Here is a 21,489-nt window from a genome sequence, read left to right as displayed (position 1 = left end):
ATAAAATTCTCTTACCTAATCCACCTAAGCGCTCTTTTGAGTTCAGCTGTGCCATTTTCCAGAAAACAAGAACCGTGGGCTAGGATGATTTTCTCCGGTTTCCAAGCCAGCATCTGCTCTAGACATTCTTTGGCTTCTTTTTGATGACCGATAAAGGTCATACGGTAGTCAATAGGCGTCTGGCCATCCGGAGCTGCAACACGAACTAATTTATAAACCTTGCTGCGAAGCGGACTTGGAAAATGTTTTGTTTCAAAATTCTCAATCAAATCTGTCAAAATCAAGGTTTGACTGTCCCTATGAAAAAAGACAACTTCCTCAATATAAGAACTTCCCTTGAAAACCAACTGATTTATCTGACCTGTCCAAGCTTCAGGAGCCTCATCCGTCAGCTTTTCATCAAAAGAGACTGGGATTTTCTGCTTGGCCGCTCTCTCCTCAACTCCTGGGCTAGACCAAGCAATTGCCTCAGGATAACGCTTCTTCCAGTCAGCTATATAGGCATAGTGAATCTTATTAGGTGAAACGAGGTGTGCGACTGGTCCCAAAGCTTCCAACTGGTCAAACAAGGCTTGATTTGGCTGGATTGGTGAATGACACCAGAGCTGGCCATTTGCTAACTTGATGACAGTCATGCGGGTAGAAAAAGGCAATTTTGTCAGCACCGCATCCATCTCAATCAAATCACCGTCGACAATCCAGATATTCTCAGCAATAGGCTTTAAGCTATAAAGCGGTTCATAGATAGGAATAGGTCTTTTCATTCTAAAGACTCCTTCTTTCTAGTCCAAAAGCGAAACTTCCCTAGGGCTTGACGATACTGGGCTAATCCTAGGGCGGATAGAATCAAAATCTGTGGCAAAAACTGAATCAGGTATCTCGTCTTTCCTCCCTCAAAAATCTGTAGAAAAAGCAGGCCACCAAAAATAGCTAAGGTTAGAAAATTCATCTCATCACTGGAGCGATATTTCCAAAGAGCAAAGACAAGTCCTGCTGCCATGACAACCCAAACCACCTGCTTGGACAGGGAGAAATAGACAAATTCTGACTTGTCAGTGTTCAGGAAGAAGTCACGGACAAACTGAGTAAAGGGATTATTCTTCGTATCTTGGTAAAAGGGCGATATATAAGGTGTCTTTTCATTTTCGACACTGCGGTAGAGCCAGCCCAAATCTCCTTCTGCTACAGTCAAAGACTGCTTATGGAAGAGATGATGAGCGAAAGTCAAAGGATTATATTCGCTTAAACGCCGCTTGATTTCCTTGATAACATATTCCTTAGCAAACATGCCATTGTTATAATCATATTGCTTATCGGGCTCAATATACTGCAAGAGCCCTTCTTTCATGTCTTCCTGATTGTGGCCATTGAAGGTCAGACCCAAATTGATAAAGAGCAGGGGACCTTTTGCTAGTCCCTCTCCCTCCATAATCGGCACTTCCTTCTGATGCTTGGACCAGTAATGCAGCGGGGCATAGCTAATCGCAAAACTGCAAGCAAAAACGACTAGTGTCAAAAAGAACTTCCTCCAGTTCTTTTTGAAAAAGAGGACTCCAAAGACGGCTATCAGCAGAATCATTACTGTTGGTCTAAAGAAGAAAGCCAGACTAGTCATCAGCCCAAGCAAAATACTGCGCCAAATCAGCTGTCGACTGGTTTCCTTTCCCTTCAGCAATCCCAGAACTAGGAAAATCTGCAAACTGATGAAAGGCAGGGGCGGAATATCGGTATACATTGAAAAGAAATAAGGAGAGAAGCCCAGTAAAAGCATATAAAGACTAAATACAGCATCTGCAGCCTTTTGGGAAAAATACTTTTGGCAGCCCTTATAGAGAATCAAGGCTGTTACGTTAGTATAAACAATATTCAAGGCCTGCATGACCCATAGACCGGATTCCCCAAATACATTAAAGAAAAAACGCTCGTATAGAAAGAGAGAGACATTGTTAGGATTGCGGGTCAGATAGCTGGAAATGGAACTTTCTTTCAGCGTTTTAAAAGCCCCTGTAAAGACTACTGCTGCATCCCGCCTAATCAAAAGCTCTGCTGAAAAGAGCATGATCAGCTGAAAAATAAAGGTAGCTAGCATAATAAGAAATTTATGCTGCATTAGCCAATGATAAGCTTTTTCTAGTAAATTCCGATAGCGATAGGCCAGATAAACTAAACCAGCAAAGGCAATTATAGCTATACTATTTAGCTCTGAAACATGCCAGATGGCAATCAGAAACCAGTGAACAGCCGTAATTAGCATAACTTTCTGTAATATCGAAAAGGATAGATGATAAATCTTAGACATAGCTCTATTATACCAAATACCGAGACTTTAAGCTATTTTAAAAGGCAAGACAAGGACGTTTTACTGAAAAATGACCTGAATAAGAGTCAGATCATTTTACTTCTATTCGGTCTAGGCCTGCCAATTTTCTTGGTCTTCCTTAAATCGTTTCAACAAGGCTAATCCTTCAGCATTGATATAGCCTTCTTGCTCAGCTAAGTGAATCAACTCTGTATAGTTTGATAAAGTCACCAATTTCACACCCGCATCATTAAAGTTCTTTTCTGCTTTTGGTAGCTCATAGGTAAAGATAGCTGCTGCGCCAATCACATCTGCACCTTCACGTTTGGCGGCAGCAATCGCATCCAAGACAGAACCACCAGTCGAGATTAAGTCCTCAATGACAACCATCTTCTGTCCAGGCGCTACGCGGCCTTCGATTTGATTGCCCGCTCCGTGATCTTTTGGTTTGCTGCGGATATAGGCAAATGGCAGGTTCATCTTATCCGCGATAATGGCTCCATGAGGAATGCCTGCTGTCGCAGTTCCAGCAATGACTTCTACATCTGGAAATTCCGCCCGAATCTTTTCGACGAAACCATCTTCAATCAAGGTCCGAGTTTCTGGATAAGCCAAGGTCACACGGTTGTCCGTATATATAGGTGACTTGATGCCCGACGCCCATGTAAAAGGCTCTTCTGGCTTCAAATACACAGCTTTGATTTTCAATAAATCACGCGCAATCTCTTTTGCTAAAGTCATTTGTTGCTCCTTATAAATTTGAATGTTTTTGATGCTGTTAATTCGATAAACGATTTAATTCGAATCCCTTGTTATTGTCTAGCTATTCCACTGCTTCTTAATCTCGTGATAAGCATCCCAAGGGTTTTCAGCTTGGATAATTGGACGGCCGACTACAATATAATCACTGCCGATTTGATGGGCTTCCTGCGGAGTCATGACCCGTTTTTGGTCGCCGATTTCTGATCCAGCTGGCCGAATACCCGGCGTCACACAGAGAAAGTCATCGGCAGTTGCCGCCTTAATCAGTTCCACTTCTTGAGCCGAACAAACTACGCCATCCAAGCCAGCTTCTTTAGCCTTCCGAGCATAATTGACAACAGACTCCTGAACCGTAGTTTGGATGTTTTGACAATCACGCATATCTTCCTCACTGGTCGAGGTCAGCTGGGTCACCGCAACCAACTTAGCCTTATCCCCCAAGACCTTCTTGGCTTCGCTCATCATCTCTACACCGCCTGCTGCATGGACCGTCACCATGTCGATACCAAAAGTTCCTAAGACAGACATGGCTGAGCGCACCGTATTGGGAATATCGTGCAGTTTCAGATCCAGAAAAATGCTGTGTCCAAGACCTTTCAGATAATGAACGATTTCTGGACCGATGGCATAGAAGAATTCCATACCGATTTTGACATAGAGTTTTTCATCTTCCGGAAAATGCTCCAAGAAATCTTTGACATCGTCAAAAGATGGAAAGTCGAGGGCGATAATAGGCCGTTCTTCACGCATGAGGGAAAAATCTCCTTTTAATTTTTAACTTTAAAGAACTCTGCTAGGCACTCCTATATTCAAATTGACCTTCACGCTAGGTTCAGAGACATAGAAAAACCTTGCCCGAGAGCAAGGTTACACGAAAATGTGGCAGTATCTGCCATTCAAACGTATGTACCTTAGTAGCCTCTCTGGACTTCTTTAAAGGTTGTATTTAGTTCATTCTATAATTTCACAGCAGGATTGTCAAGCAAAAATGTAACTTTAAAGCAAATTCTCTCGAACTTCTTTTCGTAAACTTTCAAGACTTTCGATGCCGTATTTATCCATAGCCTTGGGTAGGTTCTCAATGATGGTCGGGCAGGCATATGGATCCGTGAAATTAGCAGTTCCCACTCCAATAGCTGAAGCGCCAGCTATAAACATCTCCAGAGCAGCCTCCGCCGAATCAACTCCCCCCATACCAATAATGGGAAGTTTGCTTGCTTGCGCCACTTGACGGATCAGCTTGAGCGCTACCGGAAAGACAGCCGGACCTGACATACCACCAGTGCCATTAGCGATAATAGGCTTGCGCGACTTCAAGTTAAATCGCATACCTACTAAGGTGTTAATCATGGTAAAACCAGTAGCACCAGCGTCTTCAACAGCCTTGGCTACCTGAGTAATGTCTGCTACGCTCGGAGTTAATTTGACATAGACTGGTACAGCAGAAGTCTCTACTGCTGCCTTAGTTGCTTCGTAAGCCAACTCTGGAACTTGACCAATCAAAAGCCCAGCATTTCCATGGTCAACATTAGGACAGGAGATATTGAGCTCAATAGCCTTTACATTAGAGGCTTGAGAAATTTTCCCAGCCACTGTGGCATATTCTTGATTGGAAAATCCCGCTACATTGGCGATGATTGGTAGGTCGGGATAATGCTTTTCCAGCCAGGGTAGTTTTTCAGCTAGAACAACCTCAACACCTGGATTTTGCAGGCCAATGGCATTGAGCATACCAGCTGGCGTTTCTGCCACGCGCGGAGTGGGATTGCCAAAGCGGGGCTCCAAAGTCGTAGCCTTTATCATGATGGAGCCCAGCAAGTCTAGGTCATAGTATTTGGCATATTCTTGACCGAAGCCAAAGCAGCCAGATGCCGGAATAATTGGATTTTTCAGGTCCAAGCCTGGGAAGGAAACTCTTAAACGTTGGTCACTCATTCTTTCCCCTCCTAGACAATAATCGTGCCCGTCTCAAAGACCGGACCATCTTCACAAACCCGCTTATTGACTGAGTCATCCTGACCTGCAATATGAACTACACAGGCATAGCAGGCGCCCATGCCACAAGCCATACGAGACTCCATGGATAGATAAGCATGTGGATGGTCCTGAAACTTACGATCCACATACTGGAGCATGGCTGGCGCTCCACAGGAATAGACAGCCACATAGTCTTGGGTCATCTCATCTACCACCGCTGATACATAGCCCTGACGATCATAAGAACCATTATCCGTGGTGACAATGACTTCGGCGTATTTTTTCATTTCTGCTTCCAGAATGACAGCGGATTTATCAGAGAATCCCAGTACAGCTGTCACCTGAGCACCCCTATCATGCAATTCTTTAGCAACCTCAAGCAAGGGAGGGACACCAATCCCACCACCTATAATCAAAACTTGATCACCTGACCTTACAGGGGTCAAATCAAAGCCATTGCCCTGAGGCCCCATAACATCAAGAAACGAGCCAACTGGCAGTTGAGAAAAAATAGCCGTCCCGCCACCTTCTATCCGATAAATGATACGACAAGTCAGATTATCTTTGTCAATTTCTGCAATTGAGATCGGCCGGCGCAAAAGCTTGCTGTCATCTGGTACCCGAATATGTAAAAACTGCCCAGCTTGCATCTGGCTGACCATTTGCCCCTTTAGGAGCATAGAAAAAATATTAGGTGCAATTTCTACTTGCTCCAGTAGCTCCATCTGCTCCAGCATAATCTTTCCAAATCTCTTTTTACAACTGTCACTAACCATGACAACCTCACTTTCTACAAGAAAAAACCTTGCCGCAGCAAGGTTTCGCAAAAAACAAGGCAGCCAATTGCCTCTTATACCGTTTCCCCACCTTGCAGCCTCACTGGACTTGATTAAAGGTTAAATTGTAAACATTATATCGTTAGCGATAAGGATTGTCAAGCCATAAAAAATATTAGAATTTTAAGATCTCCGACCTACCACAGCTTTACCAGTCCTTGTCAAATTCACTCTTTGCATCCGCAAGACGAAAGCTGCCATCCTCCTGCCTCTTGAAAATCAAAGACACCCTATCCAATTTTCGTTCAGATTCAGAACGACGAGCAATCAAATAATTCGCTTGCAGTGATAAGGGACTATAATCTGTATCATTTCCGGAAATATTAGTATATGAAGGTAGGCCAAATCGATCAACAATTTCTTGATAAGTCATTCCTCCTTTGCCATGATTTCTATCACCTACTATCAATGTATCCATATCTTCTGGCTTCCAATTAAAAACAAATTCATCTTTGGTAGCTGAAAGATAATTACTGTCATTTAAAAACATTGCCATTTTATTTGTCAAATAGTACTTCTCCCCATTAGAATCAAGAGAAGTAAAACTTAAACTTATCTCCTGAGGATGTCCCGACGAACCATATCTCGGAACATCTACAATTCTTGTCTTATAAGTCAGAATCAATCCGTTGTCGGTAAAACTTACGCCTGAACCCTTACCATATTTCGCAACAACTTCTTCTAAAGTTGGATTAGAACTCAACTCTCCAGGTTTTCCCATTTTTAGTTCTACAAAATTATCTAATGTCCAGTTAAAAGAAAACTTTTTTTGTACTATCTCAACAATTTTCATCCTAAGTTCATCCTGTTTTCTGTACATTTCTGATTCATCATCTTGCTGAGTAGTAGAGCTTTCTTTACTAACTGACGAAACTGTCTTATTATATTTGTACTTAAGGTTAGCTTTAGGAATCTTTTGAGAAAAATAATAGACCCCAAAGAACAAAGCAAATAACACGCTCAAACAAAGAAGAATAAAGGTCGAATTAATCGATTTTTTCTCCTCCTGTATGGCCATCATGGTAAGTTCTTCTCTTTTTATCTTTTGTTGTTTATAAAGTTCTTTTTTTATATCTCTAAATGAATTGGCATCGTGTTTTTTCATGCTATTCTTTCTCAAGTTAGTCTTCTCCTTTTTATTTAGTTTACTGGCTTTGTTTAGAAACTAAACGCCACGATCCATCTTCTTGCTTATAAAATTCTAAATTAACAGTTTTCAATTCATCTGGAAATCTCCATCCCCTTGGATTGTTATAAGTAGTCTGCATCTTAAGTTGATTATCCTCTCCCAAAATCGTCTGATATAGCGGCAAACCAACATTTGAAACAATCTCATCATAAGCCGTACCTTTGTCAGTACCTTCTCTAGCACCAATAACAAGACTATCTATATATTCTTGTGTCCATAAAAAGTCTCTATTAGGATTTTTATCCACCTTAATCTCATCACTTGCAAGGTTAGAATGGTACTTGGAAATAAGCTTATAGACACCATCAAATTCAGCAAATGTTAAAGAAACATAACCAAGAGCACCATTCTTCTCTTTCCAAAAAAGACGAATATGCTTTTGAATTTCATTATTTGATGAAAAGTCAATCCACGAACCAGCTTCGACAGGTTTTCCAAATTCTTTTAAAACATCTTCCAAGACGGCTCCGCCTTTATCTTTGTCCATGGGTAGAGAAACTGCCTTGTCAACCGTCCAAAGAAAGGGACCGCTTTTTTCTGGAGAAACTGTAAGACTTTCAGCGAATTTTTTTACTTCAGTCTTCTTATCCTCTAATTTTTTTGATGGTGAAATAATCTGACTTGACTGGCTCACCGGTTGCTTAGATTTAGTCTTTTGCGATATAGAAAGCATCAAAAAAACTGCTCCAACGATAGAAAAGCCAATAATGGCTAATAGAACGAATGGTAAGAACTTAGACTTAGATGTCTCCTTCTCTAACTCAAGAGCAATATCTTCAAAAGAATCTTCTTTTCTCTTCATAACTACTCCTTTTACACTCTAAAAATCATCATATCACGAATAACTTGAAATTGCAAAACCTGTTTCATTATAAAAGACTTGATAAAATCGCTCTATAATTCCGATAAGAATAAACTTTAAAAATGTCACTATATCCAATAGAATTTCTTTTACCATCTGTCCATTTTAATAAATTCAATCATAAAACCTTACTAGCTTTCATTGATTTATTGGGAAAAAATCCCCAGTTTGTGATAAAATAGTCCTATGAGAATTCAACAGTTACACTATATTATCAAAATTGTCGAGACTGGCAGTATGAACGAAGCTGCCAAGCAGCTTTTCATTACTCAGCCTAGTTTGTCTAATGCTGTGCGGGATTTGGAAAATGAAATGGGTATCGAGATTTTTATTCGCAATCCAAAAGGAATTACCTTGACCAAGGACGGCATGGAGTTTCTTTCTTATGCTCGGCAGGTAGTTGAGCAGACTCAGCTTCTAGAGGAGCGATACAAAAACCCTGTCGCCCACCGCGAGCTTTTCAGCGTTTCTGCCCAGCACTATGCTTTTGTGGTCAATGCCTTTGTCTCCCTGCTTAAAAAAAGCGATATGGAGAAATACGAGCTCTTTTTGAGGGAAACTCGGACTTGGGAAATTATTGACGACGTAAAAAACTTCCGCAGTGAAATCGGCGTCCTCTTTCTCAATAGCTACAACCGCGATGTCCTATCCAAAATGCTGGATGACAATCACCTGATTGCCACTCATCTCTTTACAGCTCAGCCCCATATCTTTGTCAGCAAGTCCAATCCGCTGGCCAAGAAAAAGCTGGTCCAATTATCCGACTTAGAAAACTTCCCCTACCTCAGCTACGACCAAGGGACTCACAACTCCTTCTACTTTTCTGAGGAAATTCTCTCTCAGGAACACCATAAAAAATCCATCGTGGTCAGCGACCGTGCGACCCTCTTTAATCTTTTGATTGGTCTGGATGGCTACACGATTGCAACCGGCATTCTCAATAGCAACCTCAACGGAGATAATATTGTCTCCATTCCACTGGACATTGATGATCCGATTGAATTGGTCTACATCCAGCACGAAAAAGCCAGCCTATCCAAAATGGGAGAACGCTTCATTGAGTATCTGATTGAGGAAGTACAGTTTGATAAATAAACTGCAAAAAACACCTGAAAAAGCTATCTCAGGTGTTTTTTCTAATGTTTCAACTTCCCCAACACTTCTCCTATCTTTCCCTCAATGACTAAGTCTGCTTGGCTGTCTTGAGGGATGCTGGTCTTATTGATGACGACCAGATGCTTTCCTGCAAAGTACCGAATGAGGCTGGCTGCGGGATAGACGACCAAGGAAGTGCCACCGATTATCAGTAGGTCAGCTTGCTGGATAGCTTGGGCTGCCTGCTGGAAAACTTCCATATCTAGCGGTTCTTCATAGAGGGTCACATCTGGCTTGACAATACCACCACAGTCAAGGCAGTGAGGAATGGTACCGTCCAGAGCCAGAAAGCCGTCCAAATCATAGAATCGCTGACAATTCAGACAGTAATTTCTATCCGCACTGCCATGAAGCTTGAGAACCTTTTTCGAACCGGCCATTTCATGCAAGCTATCGATATTTTGAGTCACCACAGCCTTGAGCTTGCTCGTCTTCTCCAAGTCTGCCAAGTAGACATGAGCAGCATTGGGCTTAGCATCCGGATAGAGCAGATACTTCTTGTAGAAGTCGAAAAACTCCTGCGGATAGCGCTCAAACATAGTGTGAGAAACCAACTGCTCTGCTGTAAAATGCCGTCCCAGCCTGACACTGTATATCCCATCTGAACTGCGGAAGTCCGGAATATTGGACTCAGTCGAAACCCCCGCTCCACCGAAAAAGACGATATTCTGACTTTGGTCTATTAATTCTTGCAGCCTTGCAATCTTATCCATCCTGCTACTCCTTATAAGAGACTTTCTATGACCGCATTCGCTCGGTCGAAGTAAAAAGGTTCCCTCTGATAAACTATACCTGTCTCCTGCGCCAAATCAACCAGAAGCTCCATAAAGTGCTGAGATGAGAAACCTGTCGTCCTGTGCAATTCTTCCTCATCGAAAGGCTTGATAAGATGAGCCAACGGATTGCGAACTGACTTTTCTAACTCTCTTAGTTGTCCTGCTGACTCTTTGACAGATTCAGGGAAATTCAACTGCAAAATTAATTCTGTCAAGCTAGAAGAGTTGACCGTGCTTTCTGTATGGAAATTTTGCAGGACAGGATGATCAGAATTTCGCATCTTTTCAAACTTCCAACGGTCATAGCTAGCCTCTCTAGAATTATGAATATAGTTGTCAATGTCTGGCAACTGCATGCAAATCAACCGCATAAAAATCCTATAGATGGCCGGACTAACAGCTCGAACAAAGTCAATCAATTGTTCATTTCTCAATTTTGCATCTAGATCATAAAGGTAATTAGCCAGCTGCTCGTCTGCTTCATTTTCATGGCAAAAAAGCTGAAAATCAGCTGGATTCATTCCAGTGATTTCCAACTTTAGATTCATCATAGATTGGATGTTGAGTTCTCTTCGCTCCGCTAAAGCGCCAAGAAGACGGACCAAGTCAGACTGGACACCACTTCCTGCTCTCTCAGCTAGTTTATGAGCATAAGCATAGTCATAGCGGGAAATAGCAAAGAGAATGGCTTCTTTGACATCTACTTTCATGCTTCTGCAATCAAGGTTTCCAAACCAACCTTCATCATATCGGTGAAGGTATTTTGACGTTCTTCTGCAGTCGTGTCTTCTTCTGGATTGACTAAGCTGTCAGAAATAGTCATGATAGCAAGAGCAGCCACATGGTGTTGAGCAGCCAAATAGTAAAGAGCTGCCGCTTCCATTTCAACTGCCTTAACCCCCCACTTACCAAGCTCGATATTCTTTTCAAAGTAGTTTGAGTAAAAGACATCAGACGACAAGACGTTTCCAACGTGCGTCGTCATACCGAGATCTTTGGCGATATGATAGGCCTTATCTAACAAATCAAAGCTAGCGATTTGCGGAAAATCATACTGTGGCCAGTCATTACGGATAATGTTAGAGTTAGTTGCAGCCGCCTGAGCCAGTACTAATTCACGGACATGCACATCAGCATTCAGCGAGCCAGCTGTTCCGACACGAATCAGCTTTTTCACACCGTAATCAACAATCAGCTCACGTGCGTATATAGAGATTGAAGGCATCCCCATCCCAGTTCCCATAACTGAAACACGCTCGCCTTTATAAGTACCAGTGTAGCCGAACATATTGCGAACTTCATTGAAGCAAACAGCATCTTCTAAAAAATTCTCAGCGATAAATTTAGCTCGAAGCGGATCACCTGGAAGAAGAATTTTATCAGCAATCTCGCCTTGTTTAGCAGAAATATGAATAGACATAATATAAGATACTAAGGGCTTAAAAGAGGCAAAGCAAAAATAGGAAATCAAACGAAGATGCGACTGCATCTAGGTAGATTTATCTTTTTTGCACCGCCTCTAGCCCGAGTTCAATTCAAACTCAGACGCCCTTCCTTTCTGTGTTTATTTGAAAGATAGTTTTCCGCTTGTGTTCAAATCTGAACACCTCGCTCTACCTTTCTTTAGTTTAATGATTTTATCGGCTAGATAGAAAGGCTGTTCCGGGTTTAATTACCAACACAGACACTCCGCCTTTCAACATTATTTTTACAATTCAGCAAGTGTTTCTTTAAGCAGTCGTTTGAAATCACCCTTGACACGCTCTGTTACTTCAACCACTTCCTCATGATTAAGCTCTTCTTGGAACCCAGCAGCAAAGTTTGTAATGCATGAAATCCCAAGGACTTTCAAACCAGAATGTGCTGCTACAATCACTTCAGGAACAGTAGACATGCCGACTGCATCTGCTCCGAGCGTCTTATAAGCACGGATTTCTGCAGGCGTTTCGTAAGTTGGACCGGTAACACCAATATAGACACCGTCATCAAGCTTAATGCCAAGCTTATCAGCGACTTGATGAGCAGTTGCACGATATTCTGGAGTGTAAGATTTAGACATATCAGGGAAACGTGGACCAAATTCATCCAAGTTTTCACCAATCAAAGGATTTTGAACAGTCATATTGATATGGTCAGTGATGGCCATAAGCGTACCAGGACCATAGCCAATACCGCCGGCAGCATTGGTAACAATAACACCTGTAGCACCAAGAGCCTTCATCACACGCACTGGGAAAGTAACGATGTCTAAAGGATTTCCTTCATAGAAATGGAAACGGCCTTGCAGTGCCAAGACTTTCCGTCCTGCCAAGTCTCCATAAACTAATTTACCAGCGTGACCAACAACAGTTGAGCGGCCCCAGTTTGGAATATCCGCATAGTCAAGACTAACGGCATTTTCGATTTCTTCAGCCAATTCTCCCAAACCAGATCCCAAAATCAGACCAAATTCAGGTTCTGTCATACCTTTTTCTTTCAAGAAGGCTGCTGTTGCTTTGATTTTTTCTGATAAACTTGTCATAAAACATTTTCCTCACTCTCTTATAATGCTTATACCAATTTGTCCAAGAAGCTTTCACCAATCATCGCCTTGTCCACTCCGAAGTTTTCAGCAACGGTAGCTGAGATATCCGCAAAGTGTCCGACAGGAATATGACCATGACCGCCCAGCGATTTTCCGAAGATCAAAAGCGGAATGTACTCACGAGTGTGGTCAGTTCCGGCATAGGTCGGGTCATTACCATGGTCAGCAGTAATCATGAGCAAATCATCTTCACGCATATTTTCAATGATTTCTGGGATGCGAGCATCAAACTCTTCTAGGCAGTCACGGTAGCCATGTGGATCACGGCGGTGACCATAAAGAGCATCAAAGTCTACTAGGTTAGTAAATGAGAAACCTTCTTTGAAGTTTTCGTCTTTCAGGGCTTTGACCAAAGTATCTACACCATGATTGTTAGACTTATTGTGTCCCATGTCATGGTTAATTCCAGCGCCGTTGAAGATGTCATTAATCTTACCAACAGAATAAGTGTCAATTCCAGCTTCATTGAGCTTATCAAGAACAGTTGGATTAAACGGAGACACTGCATAGTCGTGACGGTTGGCTGTACGAGTGAAGTTGCCTGGCTCACCTACATAAGGACGAGCGATGATACGTCCCAGAAGCGCAGGCCGTTCCATGGTAATAGAGCGGGCGAATTCACAGATACGATAGAGCTCTTCCAAAGGAATCACTTCTTCGTGTGCCGCGATTTGCAATACTGGGTCAGCAGAGGTATAGATAATCAGCTCGCCTGTTTCCATCTGACGAGGACCAAAGTCATCAATAACTGCTGTACCAGAGTATGGCTTGTTAGCCTCACGAATGACCTTGCGGCCAGAAAATTCTTCAATCTGAGTCAGGATTTCTTCTGGGAAGCCATTCCAGAAAGTATCAAAAGGCTCAGTAATATTGAGACCCATGATTTCCCAGTGGCCTGTCATCGTGTCTTTTCCAAGCGATACTTCTTCCAGCTTGGTATAGTAACCACTAGGATTTTCTTCTTGAGGAACGGTCTTCAAAGGAGCAGGACGCTCAATATTTCCCAGACCAATCTTAGCCATGTTTGGTACATTCAGTCCTACCGTTTTGGAAATATGTCCCAGAGTATCTGAAGCACCATCTGGTACCCCTGCATTGACAAAGTTATTGGCATCTGGTGCAGCACCGATACCAACTGAGTCCATGACTACCAAGTGAATACGATTAAATTTTGGCATAAAATACCTCTTTCTATTTATTGGCCTCTAAAACTTGGAGACCCGATTTTCCAGCAACAATGACCTTGTCTACCATTTGATTAAACAATCCATGCTCCACTACTCCCACAACATGATCAAGTTCTTGTGCAAACTCAACTGGATTTTCAATCACACCTAAATCTAAGTCAATAATGAAATTCTGCATATCCGTAACAAAACGTTGGCCATCTTTCTCACGAAAAGCAGGCTTATAGCCCGAACGCTCAAAGCGACGAAAGAGCTGTTCAGCACCGTACTGAACAACTTCTACTGGTAGCTTGAAGGCACCAAGATTCTCTACCATCTTGCTATCATCAACTACCCAGATATAGTGCTTGGTAGGCACCGCTACGACTTTCTCCATGAGAAGTGCGCCACCACCGCCCTTGATACCGTTAAAGGCTGCGTCAACCTCATCAGCACCATCAACAGTGACATCCACCTGATCCACATCGTCGATAGATTTGAGCGGAATACCTAAACCTTCCGCCTGTTTGCTAGTGACACTGGAAGTCGTAACAGCTGTTATCTGCAATCCTTCTTCCTTAATCCGCCGACCAATTTCTTCGACAAAATAATAAGCGGTCGAACCCGTCCCGAGACCAACAATCATCCCGCTTTGAACAAATTCAGCAGCCTTGATTCCTGCCAGTTTCTTTAGATTTTCCATAGCACCTCCTCAAATCACACTACTTTTATTATATCATGATTCTCACTAACATGAAAGTGTTTTCTTTACCAGACTTAAACTTCATTCCTTCCGCTTGATAATCGAAAGCCTTGCTCCTCCTTGATTTTTGCGTTACAATTAGATTAATTGATTTTAAACACAAGGAAAAATACAGTATGATTACCAGAGAATTTGATACAATCGCTGCGATTTCTACGCCTCTTGGCGAAGGGGCTATCGGCATCGTTAGACTAAGCGGGACTGACAGCTTTGCTATTGCCCAAAAAATCTTCAAAGGGAAAAATCTAAGCAAAGTAGAAAGTCACACACTCAACTATGGCCATATCGTTGACCCTCAAAATCAGGAAATCCTGGACGAGGTCATGGTTGGTGCTATGCGCTCTCCCAAGACCTTCACGCGCGAGGATATCATTGAGATTAATACCCACGGCGGAATTGCGGTCACAAATGAAATCCTGCAGCTGGCTATCCGCGAGGGCGCTAGAATGGCTGAGCCTGGCGAGTTCACCAAGCGGGCCTTTCTCAATGGGCGCGTAGATTTGACTCAGGCTGAAGCCGTTATGGACATCATCCGCGCCAAAACTGATAAAGCCATGAACAATGCTGTCAAGCAGCTAGATGGCTCCCTCTTCAACCTTATCAACAATACTCGTCAGGAAATTCTCAACACTTTAGCTCAGGTCGAGGTCAATATTGACTATCCAGAGTACGACGATGTGGAAGAAATGACAACCCAGCTTATGCGAGAAAAAACAGCTGAGTTTGAGGCTCTGCTGAGCAATCTACTCAATACTGCACGACGAGGTAAGATTTTACGCGAAGGTATTTCCACTGCTATCATCGGCCGGCCGAATGTTGGCAAGTCCAGCCTGCTCAACAATCTCCTGTGCGAGGACAAGGCCATTGTGACTGATATCGAGGGTACGACTCGGGATGTGATTGAGGAGTATGTCAATATCAAGGGCGTGCCGCTCAAACTCATCGATACCGCAGGGATTCGGGAAACCGATGACCTTGTGGAGCAGATTGGAGTTGAGCGCTCTAAAAAAGCCCTGCAGGAAGCCGACTTGGTCCTCTTAGTTCTCAATGCCAGCGAGCCTCTGACGGATCAGGACAAACAATTGCTCGAAATCAGTCAAGATAGCAATCGTATCGTCCTGCTTAACAAGACTGACCTTGAAGAGAAGATTGAGCTGGATCAGCTGCCAGCAGATGCTATCAAGATTTCTGTCCTCCACAATCAAAATATCGATAAAATTGAAGAACGCATCAATCAGCTCTTCTTTGAAAATGCTGGTATCGTCGAGCAAGACGCCACCTACCTGTCCAACGCCCGCCATATCTCCTTGATTGAAAAAGCTCTGGAAAGCTTGCAAGCCGTCAACCAAGGCTTGGAAATGGGTATGCCTGTAGACCTTCTCCAAGTCGATATGACCCGCACCTGGGAAATCCTCGGCGAAATCACTGGTGACGCCGCACCAGACGAACTCATCACCCAACTCTTCAGCCAATTCTGCTTGGGGAAATAGAGAAACAATAAATACCTGTCATTTCCAAACTTACACTTGAACTACTGTCCCTAGTTCCATCAAGTTCCATTGCACTCTAATTAAAACTATTGCTAAAATCTTCAAATTCATATAAAATAATTCTATCATATCAAAAAGGAGATTCTCCATGAAAAAAACCTATCAAGTATTCTTACTTGCAGCTAGTCTATTAAGTTTGGCCGCTTGTGCCCAATCTCAATCAAAGAAGCCACCTCAATCAAGTGATAAGGCTAAAACTTCCAAAAAATCATCCTCTAGCAGTAAGGTCAGTTCTAAATCATCTAGTAAATCTGATAGCTCTTCGTCATCCAGTTCATCTTCTGACTCCAGCAGCATTCCAAGCACTAACAGTAGCTCAAGCTCTACTATAGTAGATGGCAAGGAAGTTTCTATTACTTCCGAAGGTGCTTTTATCACTTTTCCTGAAATCGGAAAGGTTGTAAAGAAAGATGATGGCTATCTATTCGCTTCGCAAGGCCTTTGGGTAATGATTAGAACTGATGGACAATATATGTCTATCACATCAGAAGGTAGAAATATCAATAGCATTGATGTTGATCCTGGTCCAGTTAATGACGTCTATGCAAAATTTGGAGTTTCTGGAACTGCTGATATTGACGCGATTATAGAAAAAGCCAAATCATCAAACAACTAGAGTAAAAATAAAGCATACCTAACCAACTTTGCTTTGGGAAATAGAGAACAAGAGACCTAAAATTTAGGTCTCTTTTCGAATGCAATATTTTAATTCTTCAAAGTCATTAATTATGGCTTTAAATCAAGAAGAGTATTCCAACCCTCAATCTAAAACAGACCTTACCATCTTAGCCAGCCCCAAAGGATTGTCTACATAAATATTGTGGCCACAATCTTCAACTTCAATTAACTGAACATAATCAGGTAATTCTTTCAAAGCCTGATCTTTCCAATTCGGAGCAACTTCAGTTGCTTTAGGAATAAATAAATTAATTTGGCGGTCACCGAGATTGGTCAAATGTCCGTAAATACACCTCCGAAGCCTGAGCAAGTTCGTCACTACTTGCTCTGACACCCCCAACTTCCAGACCTGATCTTTTTCATCAAATATAAAATTTTCTTTGACTGCCTTAGCATAGTTTTGTGACCAATGCTTGGCTTCCTTTCTTTCTGAAGAAATAGCTTCATCTATGCTAACGTAGCTGGTGTTTTCTAAATAAAGTTTTGCATCTGTAATTTCCTCTTCTAAACTGCAGATTTTTTCTAAATCTAAGAAACCACCATCCAGCAGAATTAATTTCTTAACAGAAGGAAAGACAGAAGCTAGATAGACCGCGAAATCAGCACCTAGAGAATGTGCAATCAGAGTCATTTCTTGAGTCAAATCAACTTGCAGAGCAAACCACTCTTCCAAATCTGCTTCTTGGCGAATTTCTCGACAATATAAATCCAGATATACAATAGGGAGCTCTAGAGCTGTTAAAAAGTCTTGTGGGTAATAAACATTGCATCCCAGACCGCCAATAAAGTAATAAGCCATCTCTTTTCCTCCTGAGAGCATTGAAAAAAGCCTTAGACAGACTTTTAGAATGTCCCCTGCCGGAATCGAACCAGCAACTACTCCTTAGGAGGGAGTTGTTATATCCATTGAACTAAGGGGACTTAGAGAAAAACTCTGCCCAACGACAGAGTCTTTCTAAGATTAACGGCGAATTTCTTTGATACGCGCTGCCTTACCTTGCAATGCGCGAAGGTAGTACAATTTAGCACGACGGACTTTACCGTAACGAACGACTTCAATCTTGTCAACACGTGGAGTGTGGATTGGGAAAGTACGTTCAACACCGATACCGTTAGAGATTTTACGAACGGTGTATGTTTCTGAAATACCAGCACCTTTACGAGCGATAACCACACCTTCAAAGATCTGGATACGTTCGCGACTTCCTTCGACAACTTTCGCGTGAACGCGGACAGTGTCACCAGGACGGAATGCAGGGATGTCAGTACGAAGTTGACCTTCAGTCAAGCTTTGGATTAATGGATTCATTTTTTCTACTCCTATCTTACTAATCTTAAGGTTCATGACCGCAGCGGATTAGCCGTTTTTTGTGCTTCCATTAGGCACAAAGTATATTATATCAAAATTTCTAAAAATGTAAAGATGTTTAAATGAAAATTCCTAAAAGAATCGCTAAAAACCCGAGTATGTATGTCGAAGCCAAATAGAAAACAAATTTCTTTCTCTCTGAAAAGAGCTCTGCTAGCTCAGCGTTCATTGTAGAAAAAGTCGTCAGTCCACCACAGAAGCCTGTTGCTAAAATCACATAAAGCTGCTTGTCTTCTATATGATTATAAAAATAACCAATGAGAAAAGCACCTAGCAGGTTTGCCAATAAAGTCCCAATCGGCAGAGATGCTCTGCTATTGACCTTGGAGAAAACATAACGAACGAGAGCACCAGTGCCACAGCAGATTAACATCGCCCACATCATGACTTCACCTGCTTTCCAGCCCATAGGGCGATTGCAAGGCCACCACCTACACTTAAAACTAGATAGATAAGAAGCTCCATATAGCGCCCTGAATCTGCTAGTTTGATACTGTCTAGCAGAAGACCAGAAAAAGTCGTCAAACCTCCGCAAAAGCCGGTCGAAAGCGCTAGAATTAGGCGCTGAGACTTAACTTTACTGCTAAGATAGCCCTTGATAATATAGACCAGCAAAAAAGTTCCCAAATAATTGACCAGTAAGGTAGGCAGCGGAAATGAATCAGCAACAACTAATAAAAGAGCTATCTGATAACGCAGCCATCCGCCTACCATCGCAGATAAAGCCACAGCTATCGAGTTCTGTACTTCTTTCATTAGATATTTTTATTCTGAAATTCACGCGAACGTTTTAAAATGTCAGAAAAGGTCGCAACAACAGTTTCCTTGTAGTCTTTGTTTTCAACCTTATCCGCAACTCTGGTGAAAATCACACCTTCTCTCTTACTATCCAATACAGCCGTACCCGTTAATTTTTTTAAAGCCACGACTTGGTCGACCAGATTCATGCGTTGCTCCAACAAGGCAACGATTGCATCATCCACTTGATCAATTTCCTGTCTGATTTCTTCTAACGTCATCTACTTCCTCCTTATATTCTATCTATCATATCAAAAAATAGTAAAATTTTCTAGTTAAATTCTAAATAAAAAGGTCCAATGGACCATGATTAAAGGGGACTCGTAAGGGCGAGTTTTTATCTGCAACCTAAAACAGCTCCTATCTATAGATTAAAAAGGTTCCCCGAACCTTATTAAAGAGCACTCGCTTAACCGAGTGCTTAGCCACAACCTAAAAATACCCGTTAGGCTTGTCTCAGGGTAAACCGACTACCGTCGGTTCTTATCCGCAACCTAAAACAGTCCCTCGGACCTCAGATTAAAGGGAACTCGCAAAGGCGAGCCCCTATCTACAGATTAAAAAGGTTCCCCGAACCTTATTAAAGAGCACTCGCTTAACCGAGTGCTTAGCCACAACCTAAAAATACCCGTTAGGCTTGTCTCAGGGTAAACCGACTACCGTCGGTTCTCATCCGCAGATTAAAAAAGTCCACCGAACCTTGGATTAAGGAGAACTCGCAAAAGCGAGTTTTTATCCGCAGATTAAAAAGGTTCCCCGAACCTTTTTAACCAACTGAGCCTTCCATACTCATGTTGATGAGTTGGTTGAGTTCGACGGCGTATTCCATTGGTAGTTCTTTGGTAATGGGTTCCATAAATCCGTTGATAATCATAGCTGTGGCTTCTTCTTCACTGATGCCGCGGCTCATCAGATAGTAAAGCTGGTCCTCAGAAACCTTGGAAACTTTGGCTTCATGCTCTAGCGCGACATTGGAATTATGAATTTCATTAAAAGGAATGGTATCAGAACTAGACTCACCATCCATCAGAATGGTGTCGCACTCGATATGAGATTTGGAGCCTGCACTATTCTTACCAAAGCGAACCTGACCACGATAGTCTGTCTTACCGCCATCCTTGGCCACTGATTTAGAAATCAAGGTACTAGATGTCTTGGGCGCATTATGAAAAACCTTACAACCCGCATCTAAGTGCTGGCCATAGTTGGCAAAAGACATGGAGAGAACAGAAGTCCGTGCATTGCGGCCATTAAGAATACTACAGGGATATTTCATATTGACCTTACTGCCTAAGTTCCCATCAATCCACTCTAAGGTGCCCCCTTCATCAACAATCCCCCGCTCCGTTACGAGGTTATAGACATTGTCCGACCAGTTTTGAATGGTTGTGTAGCGGAAAAAGGCATCCTTTTTGACAATGATTTCGACATTTGCCGCATGAAGACTATTGCTTGTATAGGTCGGTGCTGTGCAGCCCTCGATATACTGGATGGAGCCACCCTCCTCGATAATCATCAAGGAGCGCTCAAACTGGCCGGCATTTTCACCATTGATTCGAAAATAGGTCTGAACAGGAACTTGACACTGGACGTTCTTGGGCACATAGATAAAGGTGCCGCCGGACCAAACTGCACTATTAAGCGCAGAAAATTTATGCTCAGCATTTGAAATCACAGTACCAAAATACTGCTTGACCAAGTCCGGATATTCCTGGACTGCCGTATCCGTATCGGTGAAAATAATCCCCAGCTTGGCAAACTCTTCCTTCATATTGTGGTAAACCACTTCAGATTCATACTGAGCCACAGCTCCAGATAGGAACTGCTTCTCAGCTTCTGGAATTCCCAAGCGGTCAAAGGTTTTCTTAATCTCTTCTGGAACTTCATCCCAACTGCGAGCCCGATCTCCGCTTAACTTCTGATAATAGATAACATCATCAAAGCGAATCCCTGACAAATCAGGGCCAAAGTCGGGCATAGGCAGCTTATGAAAGAGTTCCAAGGAGCGCAGACGATAGTCCAACATCCACTGGGGCTCATTCTTGATTTCTGAGATTTCTCGAACTACTTCTTCGGTCAAACCTTTACCAGTCGAAAAGAGCGGCTTGACGTCATCATGAAAGCCAAAGGCATAGTCGCGTTCTTTCATAGGTGCTCCTCCTTTATCTGATGGATAGCGCTTACTTACATTATACTCCTAATCATGAGAATTGTCAGAAAATAACACTTTCGCACAAAAAAAACGGCTGCAGCCGTTTCCTCAATTTATCACTTTAAACTTTATTAACCAAGCCTTCTGCAAAAGCTTCCAAACGTGCAATATCATCATCTTCCGCAGATAGGTCTACTTTAACACTTTCTGCACCCTTAACCGCTCCTGTAGCAGCAAAGGCAGCATCGAAGTCATCAACAGCCTTGCAGAATTCATCATAGAAAGTATCGCCCGAACCGACCACTCCGTAGACCTTGCCAGACAAATTCAAACCAGACAAGTCTTCGTAGAAGTCCATCATTTCATCCGGCAGCTCACCATCACCATAAGTATAGGTCGCTACAATCGCAATATCTGCTTCCAAGAAATCTTCTGCATCGACAGTGGTGCACTCGTCCACTTCAACTTCTACATCTAGGTCTCTTAGCTTATCCGCCACAATATCAGCAATTTCCTCGGTGTTTCCAGTCATGCTGGCAAATACAATTTTCGCTAAGGTCATAGTTTCCTCCA

24 protein-coding genes and 1 tRNA gene are annotated in these 21,489 nt (G+C 42.5%); 3 read left to right on the top strand and 22 right to left on the bottom strand.

Going from position 1 to position 21,489, the window contains the following annotated elements; translation table 11 throughout:
* Positions 1-11: 11 nt before the first annotated feature.
* From J1C91_RS05390 to J1C91_RS05355, 8 genes are all read right to left on the bottom strand, one after another.
* Positions 12-764, bottom strand: coding sequence for a DUF4336 domain-containing protein (locus J1C91_RS05390; RefSeq protein WP_011837011.1), 753 nt, complete (start codon positions 762-764; stop codon positions 12-14).
* Complete coding sequence (locus J1C91_RS05385; protein WP_002909669.1) at positions 761-2,299, bottom strand: glycosyltransferase family 39 protein; 1,539 nt, start codon at positions 2,297-2,299, stop codon at positions 761-763. The genes J1C91_RS05390 and J1C91_RS05385 overlap by 4 nt, the downstream gene beginning before the upstream one ends.
* Positions 2,300-2,410: 111 nt before the next feature.
* Positions 2,411-3,040 (bottom strand): orotate phosphoribosyltransferase, encoded by a 630-nt coding sequence (gene pyrE, locus J1C91_RS05380; protein ID WP_002909668.1) that lies wholly within the window; start codon positions 3,038-3,040, stop codon positions 2,411-2,413.
* Positions 3,041-3,118: 78 nt separating this feature from the next.
* On the bottom strand, positions 3,119-3,811 hold the full coding sequence (pyrF, locus tag J1C91_RS05375; protein ID WP_002904555.1) for an orotidine-5'-phosphate decarboxylase: 693 nt from the start codon (positions 3,809-3,811) through the stop codon (positions 3,119-3,121).
* A 246-nt stretch (positions 3,812-4,057) separates the two neighbouring features.
* The gene (locus tag J1C91_RS05370; RefSeq protein ID WP_002909666.1) at positions 4,058-4,996 is read right to left on the bottom strand and encodes a dihydroorotate dehydrogenase; all 939 of its coding nucleotides are present in this window, start codon (positions 4,994-4,996) and stop codon (positions 4,058-4,060) included.
* A gap of 11 nt (positions 4,997-5,007) precedes the next feature.
* A complete protein-coding gene (locus tag J1C91_RS05365) occupies positions 5,008-5,814 on the bottom strand; it encodes a dihydroorotate dehydrogenase electron transfer subunit (protein WP_011837014.1) in 807 nt (268 codons plus the stop codon).
* 208 nt (positions 5,815-6,022) lie between these two features.
* Positions 6,023-6,979, bottom strand: coding sequence for a hypothetical protein (locus tag J1C91_RS05360; RefSeq protein ID WP_002909659.1), 957 nt, complete (start codon positions 6,977-6,979; stop codon positions 6,023-6,025).
* A gap of 40 nt (positions 6,980-7,019) precedes the next feature.
* On the bottom strand, positions 7,020-7,865 hold the full coding sequence (locus J1C91_RS05355) for a hypothetical protein (RefSeq protein ID WP_002909658.1): 846 nt from the start codon (positions 7,863-7,865) through the stop codon (positions 7,020-7,022).
* Between the two features lie 246 nt (positions 7,866-8,111).
* Between J1C91_RS05355 and J1C91_RS05350 the strand changes: the two genes are divergently transcribed.
* Positions 8,112-9,020, top strand: a complete 909-nt coding sequence (locus J1C91_RS05350; RefSeq protein ID WP_002895403.1) for a LysR family transcriptional regulator — start codon at positions 8,112-8,114, stop codon at positions 9,018-9,020.
* Positions 9,021-9,061: 41 nt separating this feature from the next.
* Here J1C91_RS05350 and J1C91_RS05345 read toward each other — a convergent pair whose 3' ends face one another.
* The 6 genes from J1C91_RS05345 to rpiA all read right to left on the bottom strand — a co-directional run bounded on the left by J1C91_RS05345 (position 9,062) and on the right by rpiA (position 14,309).
* Entirely contained in the window at positions 9,062-9,793 is a 732-nt protein-coding gene (locus tag J1C91_RS05345) for an NAD-dependent protein deacylase (RefSeq protein ID WP_002909646.1), read from the bottom strand.
* A gap of 11 nt (positions 9,794-9,804) precedes the next feature.
* Positions 9,805-10,566 carry a hypothetical protein gene (locus tag J1C91_RS05340; protein ID WP_002909645.1) on the bottom strand — a complete coding sequence of 254 codons (762 nt, stop codon included), beginning with the start codon at positions 10,564-10,566 and terminating at the stop codon, positions 9,805-9,807.
* A complete protein-coding gene (gene deoD, locus J1C91_RS05335) occupies positions 10,563-11,276 on the bottom strand; it encodes a purine-nucleoside phosphorylase (protein ID WP_032912590.1) in 714 nt (237 codons plus the stop codon). The genes J1C91_RS05340 and deoD overlap by 4 nt, the downstream gene beginning before the upstream one ends.
* Positions 11,277-11,564: 288 nt before the next feature.
* Positions 11,565-12,377: a purine-nucleoside phosphorylase gene (locus J1C91_RS05330; protein ID WP_002909643.1), complete on the bottom strand. Its 813-nt coding sequence runs from the start codon at positions 12,375-12,377 to the stop codon at positions 11,565-11,567.
* Positions 12,378-12,406: 29 nt separating this feature from the next.
* Positions 12,407-13,618 carry a phosphopentomutase gene (locus J1C91_RS05325; protein WP_002909642.1) on the bottom strand — a complete coding sequence of 404 codons (1,212 nt, stop codon included), beginning with the start codon at positions 13,616-13,618 and terminating at the stop codon, positions 12,407-12,409.
* A gap of 13 nt (positions 13,619-13,631) precedes the next feature.
* Positions 13,632-14,309, bottom strand: coding sequence for a ribose-5-phosphate isomerase RpiA (rpiA, locus tag J1C91_RS05320; RefSeq protein WP_002909641.1), 678 nt, complete (start codon positions 14,307-14,309; stop codon positions 13,632-13,634).
* Between the two features lie 176 nt (positions 14,310-14,485).
* Here rpiA and mnmE point away from each other — a divergent pair, with 176 nt between their 5' ends.
* Positions 14,486-15,859 (top strand): tRNA uridine-5-carboxymethylaminomethyl(34) synthesis GTPase MnmE, encoded by a 1,374-nt coding sequence (gene mnmE, locus J1C91_RS05315; RefSeq protein WP_125438571.1) that lies wholly within the window; start codon positions 14,486-14,488, stop codon positions 15,857-15,859.
* Positions 15,860-16,007: 148 nt separating this feature from the next.
* Positions 16,008-16,535: a hypothetical protein gene (locus J1C91_RS05310; protein ID WP_002900261.1), complete on the top strand. Its 528-nt coding sequence runs from the start codon at positions 16,008-16,010 to the stop codon at positions 16,533-16,535.
* Positions 16,536-16,679: 144 nt separating this feature from the next.
* On the opposite strand, the gene J1C91_RS05305 is transcribed toward J1C91_RS05310, so the two are convergent.
* The 8 genes from J1C91_RS05305 to J1C91_RS05270 form a co-directional block, all read right to left on the bottom strand.
* Positions 16,680-17,417 carry an alpha/beta hydrolase gene (locus tag J1C91_RS05305; protein ID WP_002900260.1) on the bottom strand — a complete coding sequence of 246 codons (738 nt, stop codon included), beginning with the start codon at positions 17,415-17,417 and terminating at the stop codon, positions 16,680-16,682.
* 29 nt (positions 17,418-17,446) lie between these two features.
* Positions 17,447-17,518 (bottom strand) — tRNA-Arg (locus tag J1C91_RS05300).
* A gap of 40 nt (positions 17,519-17,558) precedes the next feature.
* Entirely contained in the window at positions 17,559-17,906 is a 348-nt protein-coding gene (gene rplS, locus J1C91_RS05295) for a 50S ribosomal protein L19 (RefSeq protein ID WP_002900259.1), read from the bottom strand.
* A gap of 118 nt (positions 17,907-18,024) precedes the next feature.
* Entirely contained in the window at positions 18,025-18,351 is a 327-nt protein-coding gene (gene crcB / locus J1C91_RS05290) for a fluoride efflux transporter CrcB (RefSeq protein ID WP_002909639.1), read from the bottom strand.
* Positions 18,348-18,722 carry a fluoride efflux transporter CrcB gene (crcB, locus tag J1C91_RS05285; RefSeq protein ID WP_002909638.1) on the bottom strand — a complete coding sequence of 125 codons (375 nt, stop codon included), beginning with the start codon at positions 18,720-18,722 and terminating at the stop codon, positions 18,348-18,350. The genes crcB (J1C91_RS05290) and crcB (J1C91_RS05285) overlap by 4 nt, the downstream gene beginning before the upstream one ends.
* Positions 18,722-18,985 (bottom strand): chorismate mutase, encoded by a 264-nt coding sequence (locus J1C91_RS05280; protein WP_002909637.1) that lies wholly within the window; start codon positions 18,983-18,985, stop codon positions 18,722-18,724. Before J1C91_RS05280 ends, crcB (J1C91_RS05285) begins: the two co-directional genes overlap by 1 nt.
* Before the next feature lie 545 nt (positions 18,986-19,530).
* The gene (gene sufB, locus J1C91_RS05275) at positions 19,531-20,913 is read right to left on the bottom strand and encodes a Fe-S cluster assembly protein SufB (protein WP_002902982.1); all 1,383 of its coding nucleotides are present in this window, start codon (positions 20,911-20,913) and stop codon (positions 19,531-19,533) included.
* Positions 20,914-21,037: 124 nt separating this feature from the next.
* Positions 21,038-21,478, bottom strand: a complete 441-nt coding sequence (locus J1C91_RS05270) for a flavodoxin (protein ID WP_002909636.1) — start codon at positions 21,476-21,478, stop codon at positions 21,038-21,040.
* Between the last annotated feature and the right edge of the window lie 11 nt (positions 21,479-21,489).

Source organism: Streptococcus sanguinis, from assembly GCF_050222175.1.
GTDB classification, from domain to species: Bacteria; Bacillota; Bacilli; order Lactobacillales; family Streptococcaceae; genus Streptococcus; species Streptococcus sanguinis_M.
Note: the sequence above shows the minus strand (reverse complement) of the source record. Positions and strands in the feature narration are given on the sequence as shown.

Coding starts and splice junctions, on each gene's coding strand:
- sufB (WP_002902982.1), bottom strand. CDS start 20,913: ATGAAAGAACGCGACTATGCCTTTGGCTTTCATGATGACGTCAAGCCG.
- crcB (WP_002909639.1), bottom strand. CDS start 18,351: ATGATGTGGGCGATGTTAATCTGCTGTGGCACTGGTGCTCTCGTTCGT.
- J1C91_RS05345 (WP_002909646.1), bottom strand. CDS start 9,793: ATGGATAAGATTGCAAGGCTGCAAGAATTAATAGACCAAAGTCAGAAT.
- J1C91_RS05370 (WP_002909666.1), bottom strand. CDS start 4,996: ATGAGTGACCAACGTTTAAGAGTTTCCTTCCCAGGCTTGGACCTGAAA.
- deoD (WP_032912590.1), bottom strand. CDS start 11,276: ATGTCTATTCATATTTCTGCTAAACAAGGCGAGATTGCTGATAAAATT.
- J1C91_RS05280 (WP_002909637.1), bottom strand. CDS start 18,985: ATGACGTTAGAAGAAATCAGACAGGAAATTGATCAAGTGGATGATGCA.
- J1C91_RS05360 (WP_002909659.1), bottom strand. CDS start 6,979: ATGAAAAAACACGATGCCAATTCATTTAGAGATATAAAAAAAGAACTT.
- pyrF (WP_002904555.1), bottom strand. CDS start 3,811: ATGCGTGAAGAACGGCCTATTATCGCCCTCGACTTTCCATCTTTTGAC.
- J1C91_RS05330 (WP_002909643.1), bottom strand. CDS start 12,377: ATGACAAGTTTATCAGAAAAAATCAAAGCAACAGCAGCCTTCTTGAAA.
- J1C91_RS05390 (WP_011837011.1), bottom strand. CDS start 764: ATGAAAAGACCTATTCCTATCTATGAACCGCTTTATAGCTTAAAGCCT.
- rplS (WP_002900259.1), bottom strand. CDS start 17,906: ATGAATCCATTAATCCAAAGCTTGACTGAAGGTCAACTTCGTACTGAC.
- J1C91_RS05305 (WP_002900260.1), bottom strand. CDS start 17,417: ATGCTCTCAGGAGGAAAAGAGATGGCTTATTACTTTATTGGCGGTCTG.
- pyrE (WP_002909668.1), bottom strand. CDS start 3,040: ATGACTTTAGCAAAAGAGATTGCGCGTGATTTATTGAAAATCAAAGCT.
- J1C91_RS05365 (WP_011837014.1), bottom strand. CDS start 5,814: ATGGTTAGTGACAGTTGTAAAAAGAGATTTGGAAAGATTATGCTGGAG.
- rpiA (WP_002909641.1), bottom strand. CDS start 14,309: ATGGAAAATCTAAAGAAACTGGCAGGAATCAAGGCTGCTGAATTTGTT.
- J1C91_RS05325 (WP_002909642.1), bottom strand. CDS start 13,618: ATGCCAAAATTTAATCGTATTCACTTGGTAGTCATGGACTCAGTTGGT.
- J1C91_RS05310 (WP_002900261.1), top strand. CDS start 16,008: ATGAAAAAAACCTATCAAGTATTCTTACTTGCAGCTAGTCTATTAAGT.
- J1C91_RS05385 (WP_002909669.1), bottom strand. CDS start 2,299: ATGTCTAAGATTTATCATCTATCCTTTTCGATATTACAGAAAGTTATG.
- J1C91_RS05350 (WP_002895403.1), top strand. CDS start 8,112: ATGAGAATTCAACAGTTACACTATATTATCAAAATTGTCGAGACTGGC.
- J1C91_RS05340 (WP_002909645.1), bottom strand. CDS start 10,566: ATGAAAGTAGATGTCAAAGAAGCCATTCTCTTTGCTATTTCCCGCTAT.
- crcB (WP_002909638.1), bottom strand. CDS start 18,722: ATGAAAGAAGTACAGAACTCGATAGCTGTGGCTTTATCTGCGATGGTA.
- J1C91_RS05270 (WP_002909636.1), bottom strand. CDS start 21,478: ATGACCTTAGCGAAAATTGTATTTGCCAGCATGACTGGAAACACCGAG.
- mnmE (WP_125438571.1), top strand. CDS start 14,486: ATGATTACCAGAGAATTTGATACAATCGCTGCGATTTCTACGCCTCTT.
- J1C91_RS05355 (WP_002909658.1), bottom strand. CDS start 7,865: ATGAAGAGAAAAGAAGATTCTTTTGAAGATATTGCTCTTGAGTTAGAG.